At 70.9% G+C, this 17,153-nt stretch carries 16 protein-coding genes; 12 read left to right on the top strand and 4 right to left on the bottom strand.

Features of this window, described 5'->3' with window-relative positions:
- The first annotated feature begins 220 nt into the window (after positions 1–220).
- The gene (locus AB0E05_RS15550) at positions 221–1,753 is read left to right on the top strand and encodes an MFS transporter (protein ID WP_361963418.1); all 1,533 of its coding nucleotides are present in this window, start codon (positions 221–223) and stop codon (positions 1,751–1,753) included.
- Between the two features lie 128 nt (positions 1,754–1,881).
- The gene (locus tag AB0E05_RS15545) at positions 1,882–2,472 is read left to right on the top strand and encodes an NAD(P)H-dependent oxidoreductase (RefSeq protein ID WP_361963416.1); all 591 of its coding nucleotides are present in this window, start codon (positions 1,882–1,884) and stop codon (positions 2,470–2,472) included.
- A 154-nt stretch (positions 2,473–2,626) separates the two neighbouring features.
- Here the strand turns inward: AB0E05_RS15545 and AB0E05_RS15540 are convergent, their stop codons facing one another.
- The gene (locus AB0E05_RS15540; protein ID WP_361963414.1) at positions 2,627–3,211 is read right to left on the bottom strand and encodes a DinB family protein; all 585 of its coding nucleotides are present in this window, start codon (positions 3,209–3,211) and stop codon (positions 2,627–2,629) included.
- 179 nt (positions 3,212–3,390) lie between these two features.
- On the bottom strand, positions 3,391–4,707 hold the full coding sequence (locus AB0E05_RS15535; protein ID WP_361963412.1) for an MFS transporter: 1,317 nt from the start codon (positions 4,705–4,707) through the stop codon (positions 3,391–3,393).
- An 89-nt stretch (positions 4,708–4,796) separates the two neighbouring features.
- Here AB0E05_RS15535 and AB0E05_RS15530 point away from each other — a divergent pair, with 89 nt between their 5' ends.
- The 9 genes from AB0E05_RS15530 to AB0E05_RS15490 all read left to right on the top strand — a co-directional run bounded on the left by AB0E05_RS15530 (position 4,797) and on the right by AB0E05_RS15490 (position 14,490).
- The gene (locus tag AB0E05_RS15530) at positions 4,797–5,774 is read left to right on the top strand and encodes a winged helix-turn-helix domain-containing protein (protein ID WP_361963410.1); all 978 of its coding nucleotides are present in this window, start codon (positions 4,797–4,799) and stop codon (positions 5,772–5,774) included.
- 1,510 nt (positions 5,775–7,284) lie between these two features.
- On the top strand, positions 7,285–8,253 hold the full coding sequence (locus AB0E05_RS15525) for a hypothetical protein (RefSeq protein ID WP_361963408.1): 969 nt from the start codon (positions 7,285–7,287) through the stop codon (positions 8,251–8,253).
- Between the two features lie 103 nt (positions 8,254–8,356).
- Positions 8,357–9,184: a HipA family kinase gene (locus AB0E05_RS15520; protein ID WP_361963406.1), complete on the top strand. Its 828-nt coding sequence runs from the start codon at positions 8,357–8,359 to the stop codon at positions 9,182–9,184.
- Positions 9,181–9,564, top strand: coding sequence for a DUF3037 domain-containing protein (locus AB0E05_RS15515; RefSeq protein WP_361963404.1), 384 nt, complete (start codon positions 9,181–9,183; stop codon positions 9,562–9,564). Before AB0E05_RS15520 ends, AB0E05_RS15515 begins: the two co-directional genes overlap by 4 nt.
- Positions 9,565–9,748: 184 nt before the next feature.
- A complete protein-coding gene (gene fabG, locus AB0E05_RS15510) occupies positions 9,749–10,510 on the top strand; it encodes a 3-oxoacyl-ACP reductase FabG (protein ID WP_361963402.1) in 762 nt (253 codons plus the stop codon).
- Between the two features lie 16 nt (positions 10,511–10,526).
- Positions 10,527–11,288: an SDR family oxidoreductase gene (locus AB0E05_RS15505; RefSeq protein ID WP_361963400.1), complete on the top strand. Its 762-nt coding sequence runs from the start codon at positions 10,527–10,529 to the stop codon at positions 11,286–11,288.
- 149 nt (positions 11,289–11,437) lie between these two features.
- Entirely contained in the window at positions 11,438–13,015 is a 1,578-nt protein-coding gene (locus AB0E05_RS15500) for an ABC transporter substrate-binding protein (RefSeq protein ID WP_361963398.1), read from the top strand.
- A gap of 142 nt (positions 13,016–13,157) precedes the next feature.
- On the top strand, positions 13,158–13,841 hold the full coding sequence (locus AB0E05_RS15495) for a uracil-DNA glycosylase (protein WP_361963396.1): 684 nt from the start codon (positions 13,158–13,160) through the stop codon (positions 13,839–13,841).
- Positions 13,842–14,052: 211 nt separating this feature from the next.
- Positions 14,053–14,490 (top strand): hypothetical protein, encoded by a 438-nt coding sequence (locus AB0E05_RS15490; RefSeq protein WP_361963488.1) that lies wholly within the window; start codon positions 14,053–14,055, stop codon positions 14,488–14,490.
- Between the two features lie 59 nt (positions 14,491–14,549).
- On the opposite strand, the gene AB0E05_RS15485 is transcribed toward AB0E05_RS15490, so the two are convergent.
- Positions 14,550–14,969, bottom strand: coding sequence for a hypothetical protein (locus tag AB0E05_RS15485; RefSeq protein ID WP_361963394.1), 420 nt, complete (start codon positions 14,967–14,969; stop codon positions 14,550–14,552).
- A gap of 321 nt (positions 14,970–15,290) precedes the next feature.
- Here AB0E05_RS15485 and AB0E05_RS15480 point away from each other — a divergent pair, with 321 nt between their 5' ends.
- On the top strand, positions 15,291–16,175 hold the full coding sequence (locus AB0E05_RS15480) for an LLM class F420-dependent oxidoreductase (RefSeq protein WP_361963392.1): 885 nt from the start codon (positions 15,291–15,293) through the stop codon (positions 16,173–16,175).
- 255 nt (positions 16,176–16,430) lie between these two features.
- Here the strand turns inward: AB0E05_RS15480 and AB0E05_RS15475 are convergent, their stop codons facing one another.
- Positions 16,431–17,093, bottom strand: a complete 663-nt coding sequence (locus AB0E05_RS15475; RefSeq protein ID WP_361963390.1) for a TetR/AcrR family transcriptional regulator — start codon at positions 17,091–17,093, stop codon at positions 16,431–16,433.
- Positions 17,094–17,153: the final 60 nt, after the last annotated feature.

The following is a 17,153-nucleotide window of genomic DNA, read 5'->3' as shown; positions in this document are numbered from 1 at the left end:
CACGGTGACGCCGGAGTGTGCCCTGCCCCGCGCCGCGCGCCCCCGGGCCGCGCAGCCCGTTCCGGAGGCGCACCGGAGCCTTTCCGGAACCCGTGGCGGCCATGGTCGGCAGTGCACGGAGCGGCCGACGGCCGCTCACCGCACGACGGAGGGAACCGCTGTGGGGCCTGTACCCGATGGCGCGCCGGAGCGCAGAGCGGGAGCGCGGGAATGGGCGGGCTTGGCCGTCCTGGTGCTGCCCACGCTGCTGCTGTCGATCGACCTGACGGTGCTGCACCTCGCGCTGCCCCACCTCGCCGCCGACCTGGGGCCCAGCAGTGTGCAGCAGCTGTGGATCCTGGACGTGTACGGCTTCATGGTGGCCGGGTTCCTGGTCACCATGGGCACGCTCGGTGACCGGGTGGGCCGGCGCAAGCTGCTGCTGATCGGAGCGGCGTGCTTCGGTGCCGCCTCGGTGCTGGCCGCGTACTCCACCGGGCCGGGCATGCTCATCGCCACGCGCGCCGTGCTCGGCGTCGCGGGGGCGACCCTGATGCCCTCGACGCTCTCCCTGATCCGCAACATGTTCCCGCACGACGGGCAGCGCAGGACCGCGGTGGCCGTGTGGACGGCGGCTCTCATGGGGGGCGTCGCGCTGGGGCCGGTGGTCGGCGGGCTCCTCCTGCAGTGGTTCTGGTGGGGGTCGGTGTTCCTGATCGGCGCCCCGATCATGCTGCTCCTGCTGGTCACGGCGCCGCTGCTGCTGCCCGAGTACCGAGACCCCGGCGCCGGGCGGCTGGACCCGGTCAGCGTCCTGCTGTCCCTGGCCACGTTGCTGCCCGCGGTGTACGCGCTCAAGTCGATCGCCACGCACGGCTGGGGACCGGTCCCGGTCGGCGCGCTGGTCGCCGCCGCCGTCTTCGGGCGGTTCTTCGTGCTGCGGCAGCGCGGGCTGCGCAGTCCGCTGGTGGACCTGCGACTCTTCCGGCACCGCGCCTTCACCGTCGGCCTGGGAAGCCTGCTGCTCGGGGCGCTGTGCCTCAGCGCCTTCATGTTGCTGTTCGCCCAGTACCTCCAGCTCGTGCAGGGGTTCGGGCCGACCCGTTCCGGGCTGTGGATGATGCCGTACGCACTGGCGACCGTCGTCGGCATGCTGTGCACCCCCGCGCTGGCGGCCCGGCTGGGCGACGCGCGCACCACGGCGGGCGGACTGGTGACGGCAGCACTGGGGTTCGCCTTGCTCACCCTGGTCAGGCCCGACTCCGGCCTGGAGGTGGGAGTGACGTCGGCGGTCCTGGTCGGCGTGGGCGCGAGCCCGCTGATGGTGCTCGTGACCACCCTGGTCATCGCCGAGGCACCGCCGGAGAAGAGCGGCGCCGCGTCCTCGCTCTCGGAGACCGGTCAGGAACTCGGCGCCGCGCTGGGCATCGCGACCCTCGGCGCTCTGAGCACCGCCGTGTACCGGCGGATGATCGACGGCAACGTCCCCGACGGCACACCGGAACGGGTGGCGGAGCGCGCGCGGGAGAACCTGCCCTCGGCCGCAGCCGCCGCCGAAGGGCTCCCGACGCGGGCCGCAGAGGAGCTGATGGCCTCCGCCCACGACTCCTTCACCGCCGGACTGACGATCGTCGGCTGCGTTGGCGCCGCTGTGATGCTCACGCTCGCCCTCCTCGCACGGCTCGTCCTGAGGCCGGGGACGCCGGGCGGGCCGGGCGGGCCGGAGCCGGGGAAGCGGACGCGCCGCACGACGCCCCGCGACATCCATTCCTGACCCCCGGCGTCCGGCCGTCGCCACAAAGCGAGGGCCGGACGCCGGAGCACCGAGAACGAGCGCACGGAGAACGCGCACCAGCGACCCGCGCCCAGAGAAGGCGTGGGTGAGAAGAGGAAGTGAGACGAGTGTCCAGCACCGAGAACCTGCGCGTCGCCGTGATCGTCGGAAGCACCCGCAACGACCGCTTCGGACCCACCCCAGCGAACTGGATCGCCGAACGGGCCCGGTCGCACGGCGGCTTCGACATCGAGTACGTCGACCTCCTGGAGGCCCGACTCCCGGACGTCCTCGCAGGGGACGACGAGCAGGTGCCGCTGCCCCCTCCCGTCGAAGCGCTCGGCGCTCGGCTGGCGGCAGCCGACGCGTTCATCGTCGTCACCCCCGTCTACAACCGCGGCTATCCGGCCTCGCTCAAGACCGCCGTCGACTGGTTCTTCGACCAGTGGAGCGCCAAGCCCGTCGGCTTCGTGTCGTACGGCGGAACGGGCGGCGGCCTGCACGCGGTGGAACAGCTGCGCCAGGTCTTCAACGAGGTCCACGCCGCGACCATCCGCAACACCATCAGCTTCGCCAACTTCTGGGACAAGTTCGACGACCGGGGCCGCCCCGTCGAGTACGAGGCCGCCCAGGCGGCGGCGAAGACCTTCCTGGACCAGCTGACCTGGTGGGCGCACGCCTTGCGGGAGGCCCGCAGCAAGCACCCGTACAAGACCTGAGCGCGGGCGAGGCGCCGAACCGACAGCCGGCGGCCTCGTGCCCGCGGAGTGCGAGCCGGTGAGAAGGACCCTTCGACCGGCGCTCCTTTGAGGTCCGGTGCTCGTCGCCAAGCGTCGGCAGGGAAGCTGATGTCAGGCTGCCTCGTATGTACGACTAGGCCGTGATGGATGCGGCCGTCCTGGCGGCCTGTTCGATCTTCGCGCGATGGGCGGCGCGGGCTTCTTCGTCGATCTGCCTCTCGTGTTCGGCGCGCAGCCCGGTTCGGCCGTCGAGGCCCTCGCGCAGGATGTCGGCGTGCCCGAGGTGCCGGACGGATTCGCCGAGGACGTGGACCATGACGGCGAACAGGTTCGTGTGGAGATACGGTTCGGGCCACCACGGCACGTGGCCGGGGGCGTCGAGGGGAAGCTCGTCGATCGTCGCGTCCGAGTGTTCCCAGGTGCGCCGGTAGAACCCGATGATCTGGTCGCGGGTCTCGTCCTCGGCCGCCCACTGATCGCTGCCGTCGTGGTCCTGCCATCGGCACAGTGGTTCCGGGGAGGGGCGGTCGAAGACCTCGCCGAAGTACCTGGCCTCGACGGTGGCCACGTGCTTGACCAGCCCGAGGAGGTTGGTCCCGGTCACTGTCAAAGGCCGGCGGACGTCGTACTCGGACAAGCCGTGGAGCTTCCAGAGCAGCGCATCGCGGTCCCGCCGCAATCTCCCGTGCAGGGTGTCCTTCGCGAGTGCATCGATCATGTGGCATGAGCCTTTCATGGATTGTTCGTGGTGTAACAAGATCCCGCACGTGGTCCGCGGCGGTTGGCAGAGCCGAGGCTGAGGACTTCCAACGTCATGGGCCATCGGGAATGACCGTCTGTCGGAGAGGGGTGGGGGCGGGGCGCGTGACGGCTCGCGGCTGACCCGACCCGAGGCGGTCACCGCGCAGGGGAACTACAGGCATGCTGTTCGGTGTCGTTCTCCGATCCCGTTGAGTGGTTCGGGGCGAGGGTCGGAGTGGTGGGCGGGTGCCAGGTGAGGATCCAGCCGGCGGTCAGCACTGCTGCGCCGCCTGCCAGGGCGATGGCGCCGCCTGTTCCGACGCCGGCGGCCACCGAGCCGAAGCAGGCCGGTCCGGCGCCCTGCAGCGTCATGCTGCCGGAGCCGAGCAGGCCGAAGGCTTGGCCCTGGCCTTCCTGCGGCAGCGCGTCAAGGAACGGCCGTTGCAGGCCGAGGCCGTAGGCGAATCCGAAGCCGCAGAGCAGCAACAGACAGGACGAGACGCCCACTCCGGGCTCGGCGGCGAAGCCGACCAACGGCAGTCCCATCAGCGCAATCAACGGGACCACCAGCCGCTCCCGGGTGGATGGTCGCAGCAGTCGGCCCACCAGCAGGTCACCGACGAGCATGCCGACCGGCAGACAGCCCATCAGCACCGCGTACCAGCCGGGCGCGAAGTGGCGCGCTCCCGCATAGGCGACGATCAATCCTTCCGCGCCCGCTACGAACGCGGGCGGTAGCCACTGGGCCAGCATCAGTCGTCGCACGGTTTGCCCGCGCAGCAGCAGGCCGACACCGTGCAGGCTGGCCCGGACGGCCCCGCCATCGCCCCGACCACTGCCGGGCTTGCCGTCGAACCCTCCCGGCAGCAGCCGGGGGAGCCGGATGCGGATGGCGAGCGCGCAGCCGAGGTAGAGGACGGCGCTCACCGTGAGCGCCCGGTGCGGGCCGAGCACCGCGACGACCGCACCTCCCAGCGCCAGACCGAACAACTGCGCGCCCGAGGCGGCGATGTTGTTCAGAGAACGGCCCAGCACATAGGCGTCGCCCTCCAACCACTGCGCGACCAGCCGGCTCGACGCGCCGCTGAACACCGGTGTGGCGAGGGCGACCAGCGCCACGACACCCAGGCTTGCCGCGATCGGCATCCGCACCAGGGTGAGCAGCAGTGCGGCGGTGCACTCCAAGGCGTAGCCGCCGGCGATGAGCGCACGGGGCGGCAGTCGGTCGGCCAGTGAGCCCAGCAGCAGCGAGCCGAACAACTGAGGGAGAAAGCCCATGCCGAAGGCCAGCGCGCTCAACAGCGCGGAGCCGGTGGCCGCGAAGACCAGAACCGAGAACGTGGTGATCCGCAGCGAGCCCGCAGTGATCGCGACGATGCGGGTCGAGAACAGCAGCCGGAATCGCGGCTCGGCCAGCACCTCCCGATAGGTGGCACGGTGGTTGCCCTGCGCGGGTTCGACGGTTGGGGTCATGACGGCCAGCCTCACCGTGCGCCCGCGCCACCCACCATTGATTCGTCGCTGGACGAATCGAAAGACACGTCCCGCGGTAGCATCGCAGGGTGCTCCGCTTCGAAGTCTCCGTCGAGGACCTGCTGCGCAGCCGCTTCGCACTGTCGCCCGCGCTGGACCTCTGCTTGCTGCTGCGCTCGCTCGCCGGCCAGGACCGGCCGCTGCCGAAAGCCTGGGCCGCCCGGCTCATGCCGGCCTTTGAACGGCTTCGCCGCGAGACCGAACTCGACGTCGCCCTCGCTGTGCAGGCCCCGCAAGCCGGACCGAACTTCGTCGCCCCGCCGCCGCGCGGCCTCAACCAGACCTGGGCGGACGACCTGGCCGTGATCCGGGCCACACCGCTGGAAGCGGCCCGCCATGAATTCGCCACCACCGCGACCGGACCAGCTGCCCGTGATCCCCGCGTACGCGCCGTGCTGGACTCCACGGACGCCGTCTCCAGGATCGCCGAGGCGATGGACCAGGCGTGGCACGAACTACTCGCCGCGGACTGGCCGCACCTGCGCGCGGTCTGTGAGCGCGATGTCGTGCACCGGGTGGGGGTGATCGGCGAACACGGCTGGGCCACGACCATCGAGAGCCTGCACCCGGGCATCGCCTGGCACGACGGCGGCATCGAGATCGACTTCTTCCGAGGCGGAACAATCCCCCTCACCGGCGACGGACTCCTGCTGATCCCTTCGGTCTTCGTCGGGCACATCGCCGCCCACCTGGAAGACCCCTGGCCGAGAACCTTGGTCTACCGTGCCCGCGGCACCGCCGCCCTGTGGGGCGAACAGGAAACCGCCACCCACCCGGACGCGCTGACCGCTCTGGTCGGCCGGGCCCGAGCCCGGCTGCTCTTGGCACTGGACGCCCCAGCCAGCACCAGCCACCTCGCCCGAAGCCTCGCCATGGCACCCGGCGCGGTGGGAGACCACCTCGCCATCCTGCGACGCGCCGGGCTGCTCGTCCGCGCCCGGTCCGGACGGTCGGTGCTCTACCGACGCACCCCGCTCGGCGAGGCACTGGTCGCCGGTGCGGACTGAGAACTCAGATCAACCCATGTCCGTTTCCGCCCGTTCTGCGGGGCAGCACCGCAAGCGCAGCCCGCGAGCGCGGGGCGGGGTCGGGCCGCGACGCCATGTCCTGCGTTTCCCGGTTCGAAGAGTGCAATTGCGGGACGAGGTGACGTGGCAGCCCGTCAGCCGAAGCATGCATGGCGAGCGACGGGCACTTGGGTAGGGAGAGTCATGGTGTTACGGGGATGGAAGACTGGGACCGTCGTTGCGGCCGGGCTGGGGATCGTTTCCACGCCGCTGATCCGGTTGCTGGATGGCCCCGGGGCAGGGCAGTTGGTCGGGGCTTCCGTCCAGGGCGCTGTCGCTGTCGCCGCTCTGGTCTGGTCGGTACTTCAGCCACCGTCCCCGGCCGGGCCCATGGACACAGTCAGCCGGAGTGGGACGGCCACGGGCGGCTCTGTCACGGGCATCAGAAGGCCGGGGGGCCGCGGGCGTGGCTCGGCCACCGTCGAGCGATCCGGACGAGCCAGGGGTCCGAACTCCGTCTCCGGCATCGACTACTCGAACTAGGCACGCTCATGGCGGAGGTACCGGAGCACACGAACGGTGGCGATGAGCTGGAGCCGTCGGTGACCGTGTCGGGCACCGGCGATGCCCATGCTGGCGGCGGCGAGACCGCTGTGACCGGGTACCGCGGCCCGGTCCCGGGAACAGCGGGCGAGCCCGCGGTTCCGTGTACGTGTCGGACACCGGTGACGCGATTGCCACCGGCGGGGGAACCGCTATCAGCGGCTACGTCCACCACTTGCACATCGAGACGCTGACCGTGCGGCCGTACGTACCGGGGGAGCACGGCCGCACGGTCGACACGTCACCGAGCCGTTCCCCGCACCCGGCGTCAGGTGCGGTTGTCGAGGTTGCGGCGTCGCTGGCCCGTGAAGTCCGACGCCGCTGGCAGCGCGAGGGGAACCACCGCCGCGTCCACGACCCGTTTCCGCTACCGGTGCGATACCAGCCGGCCCCGCCGACCTGATGGACCGGCCGGAGAACATCCAGCGCCTACAGCCAGGAGCCGAGCCTCGCGATCTGGACCTGAGCGGCGACCTGAGAGGTATCGTCGACACCTATCGGAAGGTCGAATCGCAGCGGCTGGTCATCCTCGGCCGGGCCGGCTCGGGCAAGTCGGTCCTGGCCATCACACTCGCCCTCGATCTCCTCGCGGTTCCCGAATCCGCGGTCCGCGTCCCGTCATCCTCAGCATCGGGTCCTGGGATCCGACCACCACCACTCCCCGGGACCTTCTGATCGACCGCCTCCTGCGGGACCACCCCCACTTGGCCCGCCGGAGTCCGGACGGCGCGACGCTGGCCGCCGCACTCGTGGACGCCGAGCTGATTCTTCCGGTCCTGGACGGCTTCGACGAACTTGGCCGAAGCCCTGCGCAGCCCGGCGTCGGACGCTCTCAACACCACATCCCTCCCACTGATCCTCACCAGCCGGCGGGAGGCGTACGCCCAGGCGAGAAGGGCACACGCCCTTGGTATGGGCGGCCTGCACCGATCTCACCGATCTCACCGTCGAAGATCTCGCGGCGTACCTTCCCCGGACCGAACGGATCGCAGCCTCCGGCGGGCGCGGTGACGTGCGCGTCTGGGACTCCTTTCTGGAGCGCCCGCGGGCACGGGACACACCGGCGAGCATGCGGCTCGGGCACGTCCTGGGCACCCCCCTGATGGTCGCTCTGGCGCGCACGATGTACGAAGTGCCCGGGAAGCACCCGCTGGAACTGTTCGACACCGCACGCCGGCTTTTCCCACCTCACGCCGGCAGCACTACTCCTTCAGGGAGCGTCGGCCTGGCTCCTCTCGGACTGGTCTTCAGCTTGACGGCCGGGCTCGCCTTCGGCCTTGTCGCAGCGTTCGAAGCACCCATGGACACCGCTGCCGCGGCAACGCCGATGCAACTGTTGTCCGCCAACCGCACTGCGGCGATCCGGAAACTCCTGGCAATCATTCCCGCCGTCACCATCGGATGTGCTCTCGCCGGCCGTCTCGCGGTCCGCCTGATTCCGAAGGTTCTGCCCTTGAACATGACCTGGACCTGGGAGCTGACCTTCTATCTGGGAATCATCGGCGGCCTGGGCGGCTCCACGGCGTACATCCTCGCGTTCACCGCGTGGGGGCAGTGGCTCACGCTGGCCCGCATCTGGCTGCCCCTGACGCGCCGACTGCCCTGGGGCATTGCCGCTTCCTGGAAGGCGCCTACCACCTCGGCGTACTGCGCCACACCGGCGCCGTCTACCAGTTCCGGCACAACCAGCTCCAGCGACACCTCACCCGCACCTACCTCAGCGCCGAACACGCAGCAGCGGCTGCTCGCCGCCCTGGGGGGCGCGGTGGGAGAATCCAAGCCGCCGATGTGCAGGGGCCACCCTGTTCTCCTCGGTGTCGAAGAGGGCCGCGCCACTGTGCGCAGCGACCTCGACCTTCCCACTCGGCACCGCTGAGCAGGCGAGTCTCCCCAGGGCTGAGCAGGCGGATCCCGCCCGACTGACTGCTGCCCACCCCTTCCGTGGATTGCCAGGGAGCCACCCCGTATAGCCTGGGGAAATGCTGACAGAAGTCACAGCGACCCGCTACGTCACGCCCCTGCGTGAGGGCGGTTCGCTCCCCGGGATCGTCGAGGCCGACGACCTCGGTACGTACGTCATGAAGTTCACCGGCGCCGGGCAGGGGCGCAAGACGCTCGTCGCCGAGGTCATCTGCGGGCGGCTCGGGCAGCGGCTCGGGCTGCGCGTGCCCGAGTTGGTGGCCATCGAGCTGGATCCGGTGATCGGGCTCGGGGAGCCGGACCAGGAGGTGCAGGAGCTGCTGAAGGCCAGCGGTGGGCTGAACCTGGGCATGGACTTCCTGCCGGGCTCCCTCGGCTTCGACCCGCTCGCGTACGAGGTCGACCCCGTGGAGGCGGGCCGCGTGGTCTGGTTCGACGCGCTGATCAACAACGTGGACCGGTCCTGGCGCAACCCGAACATGCTGGTGTGGCACGGCGAGCTGTGGCTGATCGACCACGGCGCCACCATGATCTGGCACCACAACTGGCCGGGGGCCGCCGCGTCCGCCGCCAAGGGGTACGACGCGTCCGACCACGCACTCGCGCCCTTCAAGCCGGACGTCGCCGCCGCGGCGGCCGAGCTGGCCCCGCTGGTCACCGAGGAACTGCTCGTCGAGGTCGCGGCCGAGGTGCCGGACGAGTGGCTGGTCGACGAGCCCGGGTTCGAGGACACGGACGGCGTACGGCGCGCCTACGTCGCGGCCCTGCTGCCGCGCGCCGCCACCATCCACGAACGGATCACGCTGAACGCCCCCTCCAGGCCGCGGCCCTCCCAAGCCCCCGGGTGGCTGACCGGTCGGCCCGCGACGCGAGGAGAAGGCGCATGAGCGAGCGGATGGTCTTCGAGTACGCGCTGCTGCGGGTCGTTCCGCGGGTCGAGCGCGGCGAGTGCTTCAACGCGGGCGTCGTCGTCTACTGCCGGGGCCGCTCCTTCATCGGCGCCCTGACCCATCTGGACGTCACCAAGCTGCGGGCGCTGGACCCGGCGGCGGACACCACCGGCGTACGGGCCGCGCTGCACGCCGTCGAAGGGGTCTGCCGCGGCGGCGACGACGCGGGACAGGCGTCGGGCGACGACGCCGGGCGGCGCTTCCGCTGGCTGGTGGCCCCCCGCTCCACGGTCGTGCAGCCCGGGCCCGTGCACACCGGGCTCACCGCCGATCCGCAGGCCGAGTTGGAACGGCTGGTCCACCTCCTGGTGCGGTGACGGCCCGCCGGCCCGGGAACGCTCCTCCCTCTGCCCGCGCCCCGGCGCACCCGAGAGGCCGTTGACACCGGGTGCCGGGGCTTCTAGCGTCACGTCTGCGAGCGGGTACTAAGCGGTCGCTCATCCACCTGGCGTACGGGCCGCGGCCAACGGCCGGGCACACCGAAGGGCTGAGGAGAAGCACATGTCCACCAACGAGCAGCGCGTCGCCGTCGTGACCGGCGCCGCGCGCGGCATCGGCGCGGCCACCGCGGTCCGACTGGCGGCCCAGGGCCGCGCCGTCGCCGTCCTCGACCTCGACGAGGCGGCCTGCAAGGACACCGTGGAGAAGATCAGTGCCGCCGGCGGCCGGGCGCTCGCCGTCGGCTGCGACGTCTCCGACGCGGACCAGGTGCAGGCTGCGGTCGCCCGGGTCGCCGACGAACTCGGCGCACCGACGGTCCTGGTGAACAACGCCGGCGTCCTGCGCGACAACCTGCTCTTCAAGATGAGCGAGTCGGACTGGGACACCGTGGTGAACGTCCACCTCCGCGGGGCGTTCCTGATGGCCAAGGCGTGCCAGAAGCACATGGTGGACGCCGGCTTCGGCCGGATCGTCTCGCTCTCCTCGTCCTCCGCGCTCGGCAACCGCGGCCAGGCCAACTACTCCGCCGTGAAGGCCGGCCTCCAGGGCTTCACCAAGACGCTCGCGATCGAGCTGGGCAAGTTCGGCATCACCGCGAACGCCGTCGCCCCCGGCTTCATCGCCACCGACATGACCGCCCAGACCGCCGCGCGCGTCGGCATGGGCTTCGAGGACTTCCAGGCGGCAGCCGCCACCCAGATCCCCGTCCAGCGCGTCGGCCGCCCCGAGGACGTCGCCCGGGCGATCGCCTTCTTCACGGACGACGACGCCGGCTTCGTCTCCGGCCAGGTGCTGTACGTGGCCGGCGGACCGCTCAACTGACCGGGAGGGGTGCGAGATGACGACGGACGTTCCCGACAGCGGCAAGGTCGCCCTGGTCACCGGCGCCAGCCGAGGCATCGGATACGCAGTCGCGAAGGCCCTGGTCGACCGGGGCGACCGGGTCTGCATCACCGGGCGGGGCGAGGACGCCCTGCGCGAAGCGGTCGACCGGTTGGGCGCGGACCGCGCCATCGCCGTCCCCGGCAAGGCGCACGACGAGGCCCACCAGGCAGCCGCGGTGGAGCGCACGATGGAGGCGTTCGGCCGGGTGGACTTCCTGGTCAACAACGCCGGCACCAACCCCGTGTACGGGCCGATCGCCGAGCTGGACCTGGGCGTGGCGCGCAAGGTGTACGAGACGAACGTGATCTCGGCCCTCGGCTTCGCGCAGCAGACCTACCGCGCCTGGCAGCGCGAACACGGCGGTGCGATCGTGAACATCGCGTCCGTCGCCGGCCTCGCCCCCTCGCCGTTCATCGGCGCGTACGGCATGAGCAAGGCCGCGATGGTCAATCTGACCCTGCAACTGGCGCACGAGTTCGCCCCCGGGGTGCGGGTCAACGCGATCGCACCCGCGGTGGTCAAGACCAAGTTCGCCGAGGCCCTCTACGAAGGGCGCGAGGCGGAGGCCGCCGCGACGTACCCGCTGGGGCGGCTGGGGGTGCCGGACGACATCGGCGGTGCGGCGGCCTTCCTCACCTCCGACCAGGCCGCCTGGATCACCGGGCAGACCCTGGTGATGGACGGCGGAATCTTCCTCAACGTCCACGTGAGTTGAGCCCGAAACCCCAGGTCGGCCGAGTGAAGTGCACCATTTCGCGCACTTCGCGAAGTTCCGGCCCAAGTGCCCCGCCGACACCATAGGTTGACCCGGCGGGGTGCTGCGGTATGGTCGGCCGATCCAGGCTGAACGAGGAGCGTGCGCACGTGTTCTATCGGACCTGTCTGCGGGGCGTTGCGGCCCTCGCGTCGATGTCGCTGCTGGCGGGATGCGGGCTGTTCTCCGACGCCGAGACGAGCGGTGACCAGAAGATCTCCGTCGGCACGATCAGCGAACCCTCCTCGCTCGACCCCGCCGCCGCTTGGGACGGCTCGTGGGAGCTGTATCGGAACGTCTTCCAGACCCTGCTGAGCTTCCCGGCCGGCAGCACCACCCCCCAGCCGGACGCCGCCACCTGCACCTTCACCGACGCCGCCAACCGGCTGTACCAGTGCGAGCTGCGCAAGGGGATGACCTTCTCCAACGGCGCGAAGCTCGACGCCGCGGCCGTCAAGCACTCCATCGACCGCATCCGCACCATCGCGGCGCCGAACGGCCCCAAGGCCATGCTCGGCTCGCTGGACTCCGTGGAGACCGTCGGCGACCGGGTCGTACGGTTCCGGCTGAACGCGCCCGACACGACCTTCCCCTACATCCTGGCGACGCCCGCGATGTCGCTGGTGCCGCCCGGCGAGTACCCCGCCGACAAGCTCCGCCAGGACGACAAGGTGATCGGATCGGGTCCGTACGTGCTCAAGAACTACGTGCGCAAGGACCGCGCCCAACTGGAGACCAACGGGTCGTACAAGGGGTTCGCTCAGCGCAGGAACGATTCGGTGAGCATCCGCTACTACCAGGACTCCGCGCTGATGATGCGCGCGTTCAAGGAGAAGAAGATCGACGCGGTCTACCGCGGCATGACCGCGGACGACGTGATCGAGCTCCAGAAGGGACGCCCCGAGAACAAGCACCTGAAGCTGGTGGAGACCGTCGGCGCCGACATCCGCTACCTGGTCTTCAACCCCAAGGACCCCACGGCCAACAAGCTGCCCGTGCGCCGTGCGATAGCCCAGGTCATCGACCGGGGAATGCTCGTCAACAAGGTCTACAAGGGGACGGCCGAGCCCCTGTACTCGATGGTCCCCCGGGGCATCGCGGGCCACACCACGAAGTTCTTCGACCGCTTCGGCGACCCCAGCGTGTCCAAGGCACGGCAGATCCTGGAGAAGGCGGGCATCGACGAGCCCGTGGAACTCCAGCTCACCTACACCACGGACCGCTACGGCTCCTCGACCGCCGCCGAGTTCGCGGAGATCAAGCGGCAGCTCGATGCGTCCGGACTTTTCAAGATCACTATACAGGGCAAGCGGTGGACGGACTTCCAGAAGGAGTACACCGCCGGTCAGTACCCGGTCTTCGGGCGCGGCTGGTTCCCCGACTTCCCCGACCCGGACAACTTCATCGCGCCCTTCGTGGGGGCGAACAACGCGCTCAACACCCCGTACGAGAGCCCGGAGATCACCGGGAAGCTGCTGCCCGAGTCCCGGCGCGAGAGCGACCGCGGCGCGGTGCTCAAGTACTTCGACGAGGCGCAGCAGATCCTGGTCGACGACGTGCGGCTGTTGCCGCTGTGGCAGGGCAAGCTGTACGTGGCGGTCACGGAGGAGATCGGCGGCGGGGAGCAGGCGCTCGACCCGCAGACGGTGATGCAGATGTGGGAGCTGTACCGCAAGGGCAGCTGGTGACCGGCGCGATCCCGGCCTGACGCAGCCGACCGGCCTCGGGAAAGCGCTGTGACCGGCCCGTTTTCCGGGAGCCGGCCCCGTTGTCAGTGGCTCCGGGTAGGTTCTGTGCTCGGTAACGCATCGCATTCCGGAGGTTCTTGACGTGACCGACACCGACATGCTGCCCGAGTCCTGGCGCGGCGTCCTCGGCGAAGAGCTGGCCAAGCCCTATTTCAAGGAGCTGACCGAGTTCGTCGAGGAGGAGCGCGCGAAGGGGCCGGTCTACCCGCCGCGCGAAGAGGTCTTCGCCGCCCTGGATGCCACTCCGTACGACCGGGTCAAGGTCCTCATCCTGGGCCAGGACCCGTACCACGGCGAGGGCCAGGGGCATGGCCTGTGCTTCTCGGTGCGGCCGGGCGTCAAGACCCCGCCCTCCCTGCGGAACATCTACAAGGAGATGCAGGCCGAGCTGGGCCTGCCCGTCCCGGACAACGGCTATCTGATGCCCTGGGCCGAGCAGGGCGTCCTGCTGCTGAACGCGGTGCTGACGGTGCGGGCCGGGGAGGCCAATTCGCACAAGAACAAGGGCTGGGAGAAGGTGACGGACGCCGTGATCCGCGCCGTCGCCGACCGCCCGGACCCGGCCGTCTTCGTCCTGTGGGGCAATTACGCGCAGAAGAAGGCGCCCCTCATCGACGAGAGCCGGCACGTGATCGTGAAGGGTGCCCACCCCTCACCGCTGTCGGCGAAGAAGTTCTTCGGCTCGCACCCCTTCACCCAGATCAACGAAGCCGTCGCGGCGCAGGGGCACGAGCCGATCGACTGGCGGATCCCCCACCTGGGCTGAGGCCCCGGGCCCGAGTCGCCGGGCGCCCGCACGTCGGGTGCCCGTGGGCTCGGGCGCCCGGCTGACGGGCTCGGGTCACCGCCCGAGCCTGTCCGGGTTTCGCCGGTGCGGCCGTTAGCGTCGGTCGCAGCGGCACGCCGGGCCCCCGCCCGGCGCCGCACGGAAGCGGGAGGCCCAGGTGGCACAGCAGCGGACGTCCGACGACGCCGTGATGACCCGGATCGGGCAGGCGGCGATGCTGCTGCACGGTGGTGACCGCGAAGAGGCGCGGAACCGGTTCGGCGCACTCTGGTCGGAGATCGGGGAGACGGGGGACCCGCTCCAGCGGTGCACCCTCGCGCACTATCTGGCCGATGCCCAGGACGACCCCGGCGACGAACTCGCCTGGGACCTGCGGGCGCTCGCGGCGGCGGACGCGCTGGCGCAGGAGCGCCCGGTGGACCGGGAGGCCGAGCTCGCGCTGGCGGCGCTCTATCCGGCGCTCCACCTCGATCTCGCCGCGGACTACGTGCAGCTCCAGGACCTGAGCGCGGCCCGGCTCCACCTGGCCCGGGCGCGCGGGGCGAGCGGAGCCCTCCGCGACGACGGGTACGGGCGCGGGGTGCGGGCCGCGATCGCGCGCGTGGCGCGCCGACTGGACGGGGAGTGACCCCGGGCGGACGTGACCCCCGGGCCGGACCCGCGCCGATGCGTTCGTGCGCCCGGCCCTCAGGGGCGGTACGCGTCCCGACACATGCCCGCCTGCGGGCTGTCCCGGTTCCAGCCCCCGTAGGACTCCGCGATGCCGCAGACGTCCGGGACGGGTGCGGCCGGCGCGGGTGCCGCCGGGCGCGCCGGCGGGGGCGTCTGCTTCCGGCTGCGTTCCGTGTCGGCCGTCCGCTGCCGCGGCGGCTGCGGAGCACGCTTGGCCGACGCGTCCGCGGGCCGCGGCCGGGCGGAGTCCGTCGGCTCCGCGGGCGAGCCCAGCGCCTCACGCGCCGGACCCTGAGCGATCTGCGGCCCGGTGGCCGGGGGCGTGCTCTGCGGGCTGCTGTGCGGGGCCGGCGCGGGCGGTCGGCGCGGCTCCACGGCCACACAGCCGGTCATCGTGAGACCCAGCGCGGCGCTCGCCGCCGTCGTCAGGGTCAACAGGGTCGTTCTTGAGGCGGCCCGGCCGGCGCGGGCGCTCGTCGTTCGCTGCACTTGCGCAACTCTGCTGTGTTGCGGGGCCGTTCGCGATGGGACGGGCCGACATTGGCCCACACGGGTGACTGCAGATCAGCCTCCAGGGGAGCGGTGGGCCGTCCCGTGCAGCCGCTGGGCCGGGGAACGATCTTCGCGGACCCGTTCCCGCCGCACCGTCGCACATATGTGGCGACAGCTCACCACCCTGATCAAACCGCGCGCGATCACGCATCGAATTCCATGGAACGTGCTGACGGGACAATCACCGTGTGGTAGGCAAGCGAAATGTCTTCGCAGCGCACTTTCCGCTTCGGTGTCAACATGTTCGTTCCCGGTTCGCGACGCGAGTGGAGCGCGAAGTGTCGCAGAGCTGAGGAACTCGGCTTCGACGTCGTCGGAGTGGCCGATCACCTGGAGTTCTCCGCGCCGTTTCCCGCGCTGGTGCTCGCGGCCGAGATGACCGAACGGGTACGGCTGACCACCTTTGTGTTGAACACCCCCTTCTACAACCCCGCCCTTCTCGCACGTGACGTGGCGAGCACCGACCAATTCGCCGACGGACGTCTGGAACTCGGGCTCGGCGCGGGCTATGTGAAGGCCGAGTTCGACACCGCGGAGATGCCGTTCCCCAGTGGTGGAAAGCGGGTCGAGCAGCTGGAGCGGACCGTCACCACGCTGCGCCGGCTGTTCGCGGACACGACGTACCTGCCGCGTCCCGCCCAACCGTCCGGGCCGCCCCTGCTGATCGGGGGCTGGGGCGACCGGCTGCTGCGGCTGGCCGCAGAGCACGCCGACATCATCGCCCTGACCGGGGGCTGGGCCAACGCCACCGGCGACGTCCTCCATCTCGCCGGGACCGCCCAGATGGACGAACGCATCGCCTACCTCCGCGGCCTCCTCGGCGACCGCGCCGACGCCGTGGAACTGAACATCATGGTGCAGCAGGTGATTCCGCCCGCCGAACGCGCCGCGGTGCCCGACAGGTTCGATTCGCTGCTGCCGCCCGACGCCACGGACCGGCCCGAGGACCTGCCGGGCTTCTTGATCGGAACCCCGGCGGAGATGGCGCAGCAAATCAAGGAACGCCGCGAACGCTACGGCTTCACCTATTTCACGGTCATGGAACACGACATGGAGAACTTCGCTCCGGTCCTCGCCGAACTGCGCTGAACTGCACACGTCGCCACGACGCCGCCGAGGCGGTGGCTGTGGCCGAAAGGGGTGACCCGATCCGTATCGGCGCTGGAACGCATCGTGAAGCGGTGAACGGGAAGGTCCCGCACGCCGACCCGAGCACCCGCGCGACCGTCGCGGAGGGGCTCGCGGCCCACGGCGCGGTGCAGGCAGTGGTGTCCTCGCCGCTGCGCCGGGCCGGACCGGGGAGCCGTTCACCGCGGTTGAGCCAGTCGACGTTCCGGGGGTCGATCAGGTGCCCGGAGCGGTGCCGAGCATGCCGCGCAGCACCTCCCGGAAGCCGGTGCGCACGTCCTGAAGGCTCGGCACGGCCGAGTGGTACGCCCCGGCGGTGCAGGTGAACATCAGGCCGTCGGCCCAGGCGATCAGCGAGAGGGCGTGGCGCTCGGGTGCGGCGGAGCCGGCGCCGGCCATCATCGCGATCAGCGGGGTCCGCATGCCCTCGCCCGCCGCGTCGAAGATCGTGCGCAACTCCGGTCGGCGGGTGGCCTCCAGTGCCAACTCGTAGCGGGCCAGGACCAGCGGTCGGTGCTGGGTCAGCAGACGGTGCAAGGCCAGGGCCAGGGCGTCGGTGAACTCCTCGACGTCGCTGCCGGGGGGCGGGAGTTCATCCAGCCCCAGCACCTTCGCCTCCCGCTCCGCCAGCCGGCTGACCGTCGCTTCCAGCAGTGCCTGCCGGGTGCGGGCGCCGTTGGACGTCGAGCCCTGGGGGAGTCCGGCGGCCTCGTCCACCGCACGGTGGGTCAGGCCGCGCATCCCGCGTTCGGCCAGCAGCCGCAGCGCCGTGTCGGCGATCAGCGCGGCACGTGAGCCCGTCGGTGCACCGCTCCGTGCCGCGGGCGCTCCGCCGGCCGCAGCGCGAAGCGGTGCACCGGAGTTCGGGGGTCGGCTCATGCCCCCAACCTACCCCCCTCACTACAGGTGTAGTAACGTCAGAGCGCCCACTACACCTGT

Origin of the sequence: Streptomyces sp. NPDC048057 (genome assembly GCF_040653095.1) — a bacterium.
Lineage (GTDB): Bacteria > Actinomycetota > Actinomycetes > Streptomycetales > Streptomycetaceae > Streptomyces.
Note: the sequence above shows the minus strand (reverse complement) of the source record. Positions and strands in the feature narration are given on the sequence as shown.

Bases quoted from the DNA above. Each gene is read 5' to 3' on its own strand.
- AB0E05_RS15540 (WP_361963414.1), bottom strand. From the start codon at position 3,211: ATGATCGATGCACTCGCGAAGGACACCCTGCACGGGAGATTGCGGCGG.
- AB0E05_RS15535 (WP_361963412.1), bottom strand. From the start codon at position 4,707: ATGACCCCAACCGTCGAACCCGCGCAGGGCAACCACCGTGCCACCTAT.
- AB0E05_RS15520 (WP_361963406.1), top strand. From the start codon at position 8,357: ATGCTGACAGAAGTCACAGCGACCCGCTACGTCACGCCCCTGCGTGAG.
- AB0E05_RS15515 (WP_361963404.1), top strand. From the start codon at position 9,181: ATGAGCGAGCGGATGGTCTTCGAGTACGCGCTGCTGCGGGTCGTTCCG.
- fabG (WP_361963402.1), top strand. From the start codon at position 9,749: ATGTCCACCAACGAGCAGCGCGTCGCCGTCGTGACCGGCGCCGCGCGC.
- AB0E05_RS15505 (WP_361963400.1), top strand. From the start codon at position 10,527: ATGACGACGGACGTTCCCGACAGCGGCAAGGTCGCCCTGGTCACCGGC.
- AB0E05_RS15490 (WP_361963488.1), top strand. From the start codon at position 14,053: ATGACCCGGATCGGGCAGGCGGCGATGCTGCTGCACGGTGGTGACCGC.
- AB0E05_RS15480 (WP_361963392.1), top strand. From the start codon at position 15,291: ATGTCTTCGCAGCGCACTTTCCGCTTCGGTGTCAACATGTTCGTTCCC.
- AB0E05_RS15475 (WP_361963390.1), bottom strand. From the start codon at position 17,093: ATGAGCCGACCCCCGAACTCCGGTGCACCGCTTCGCGCTGCGGCCGGC.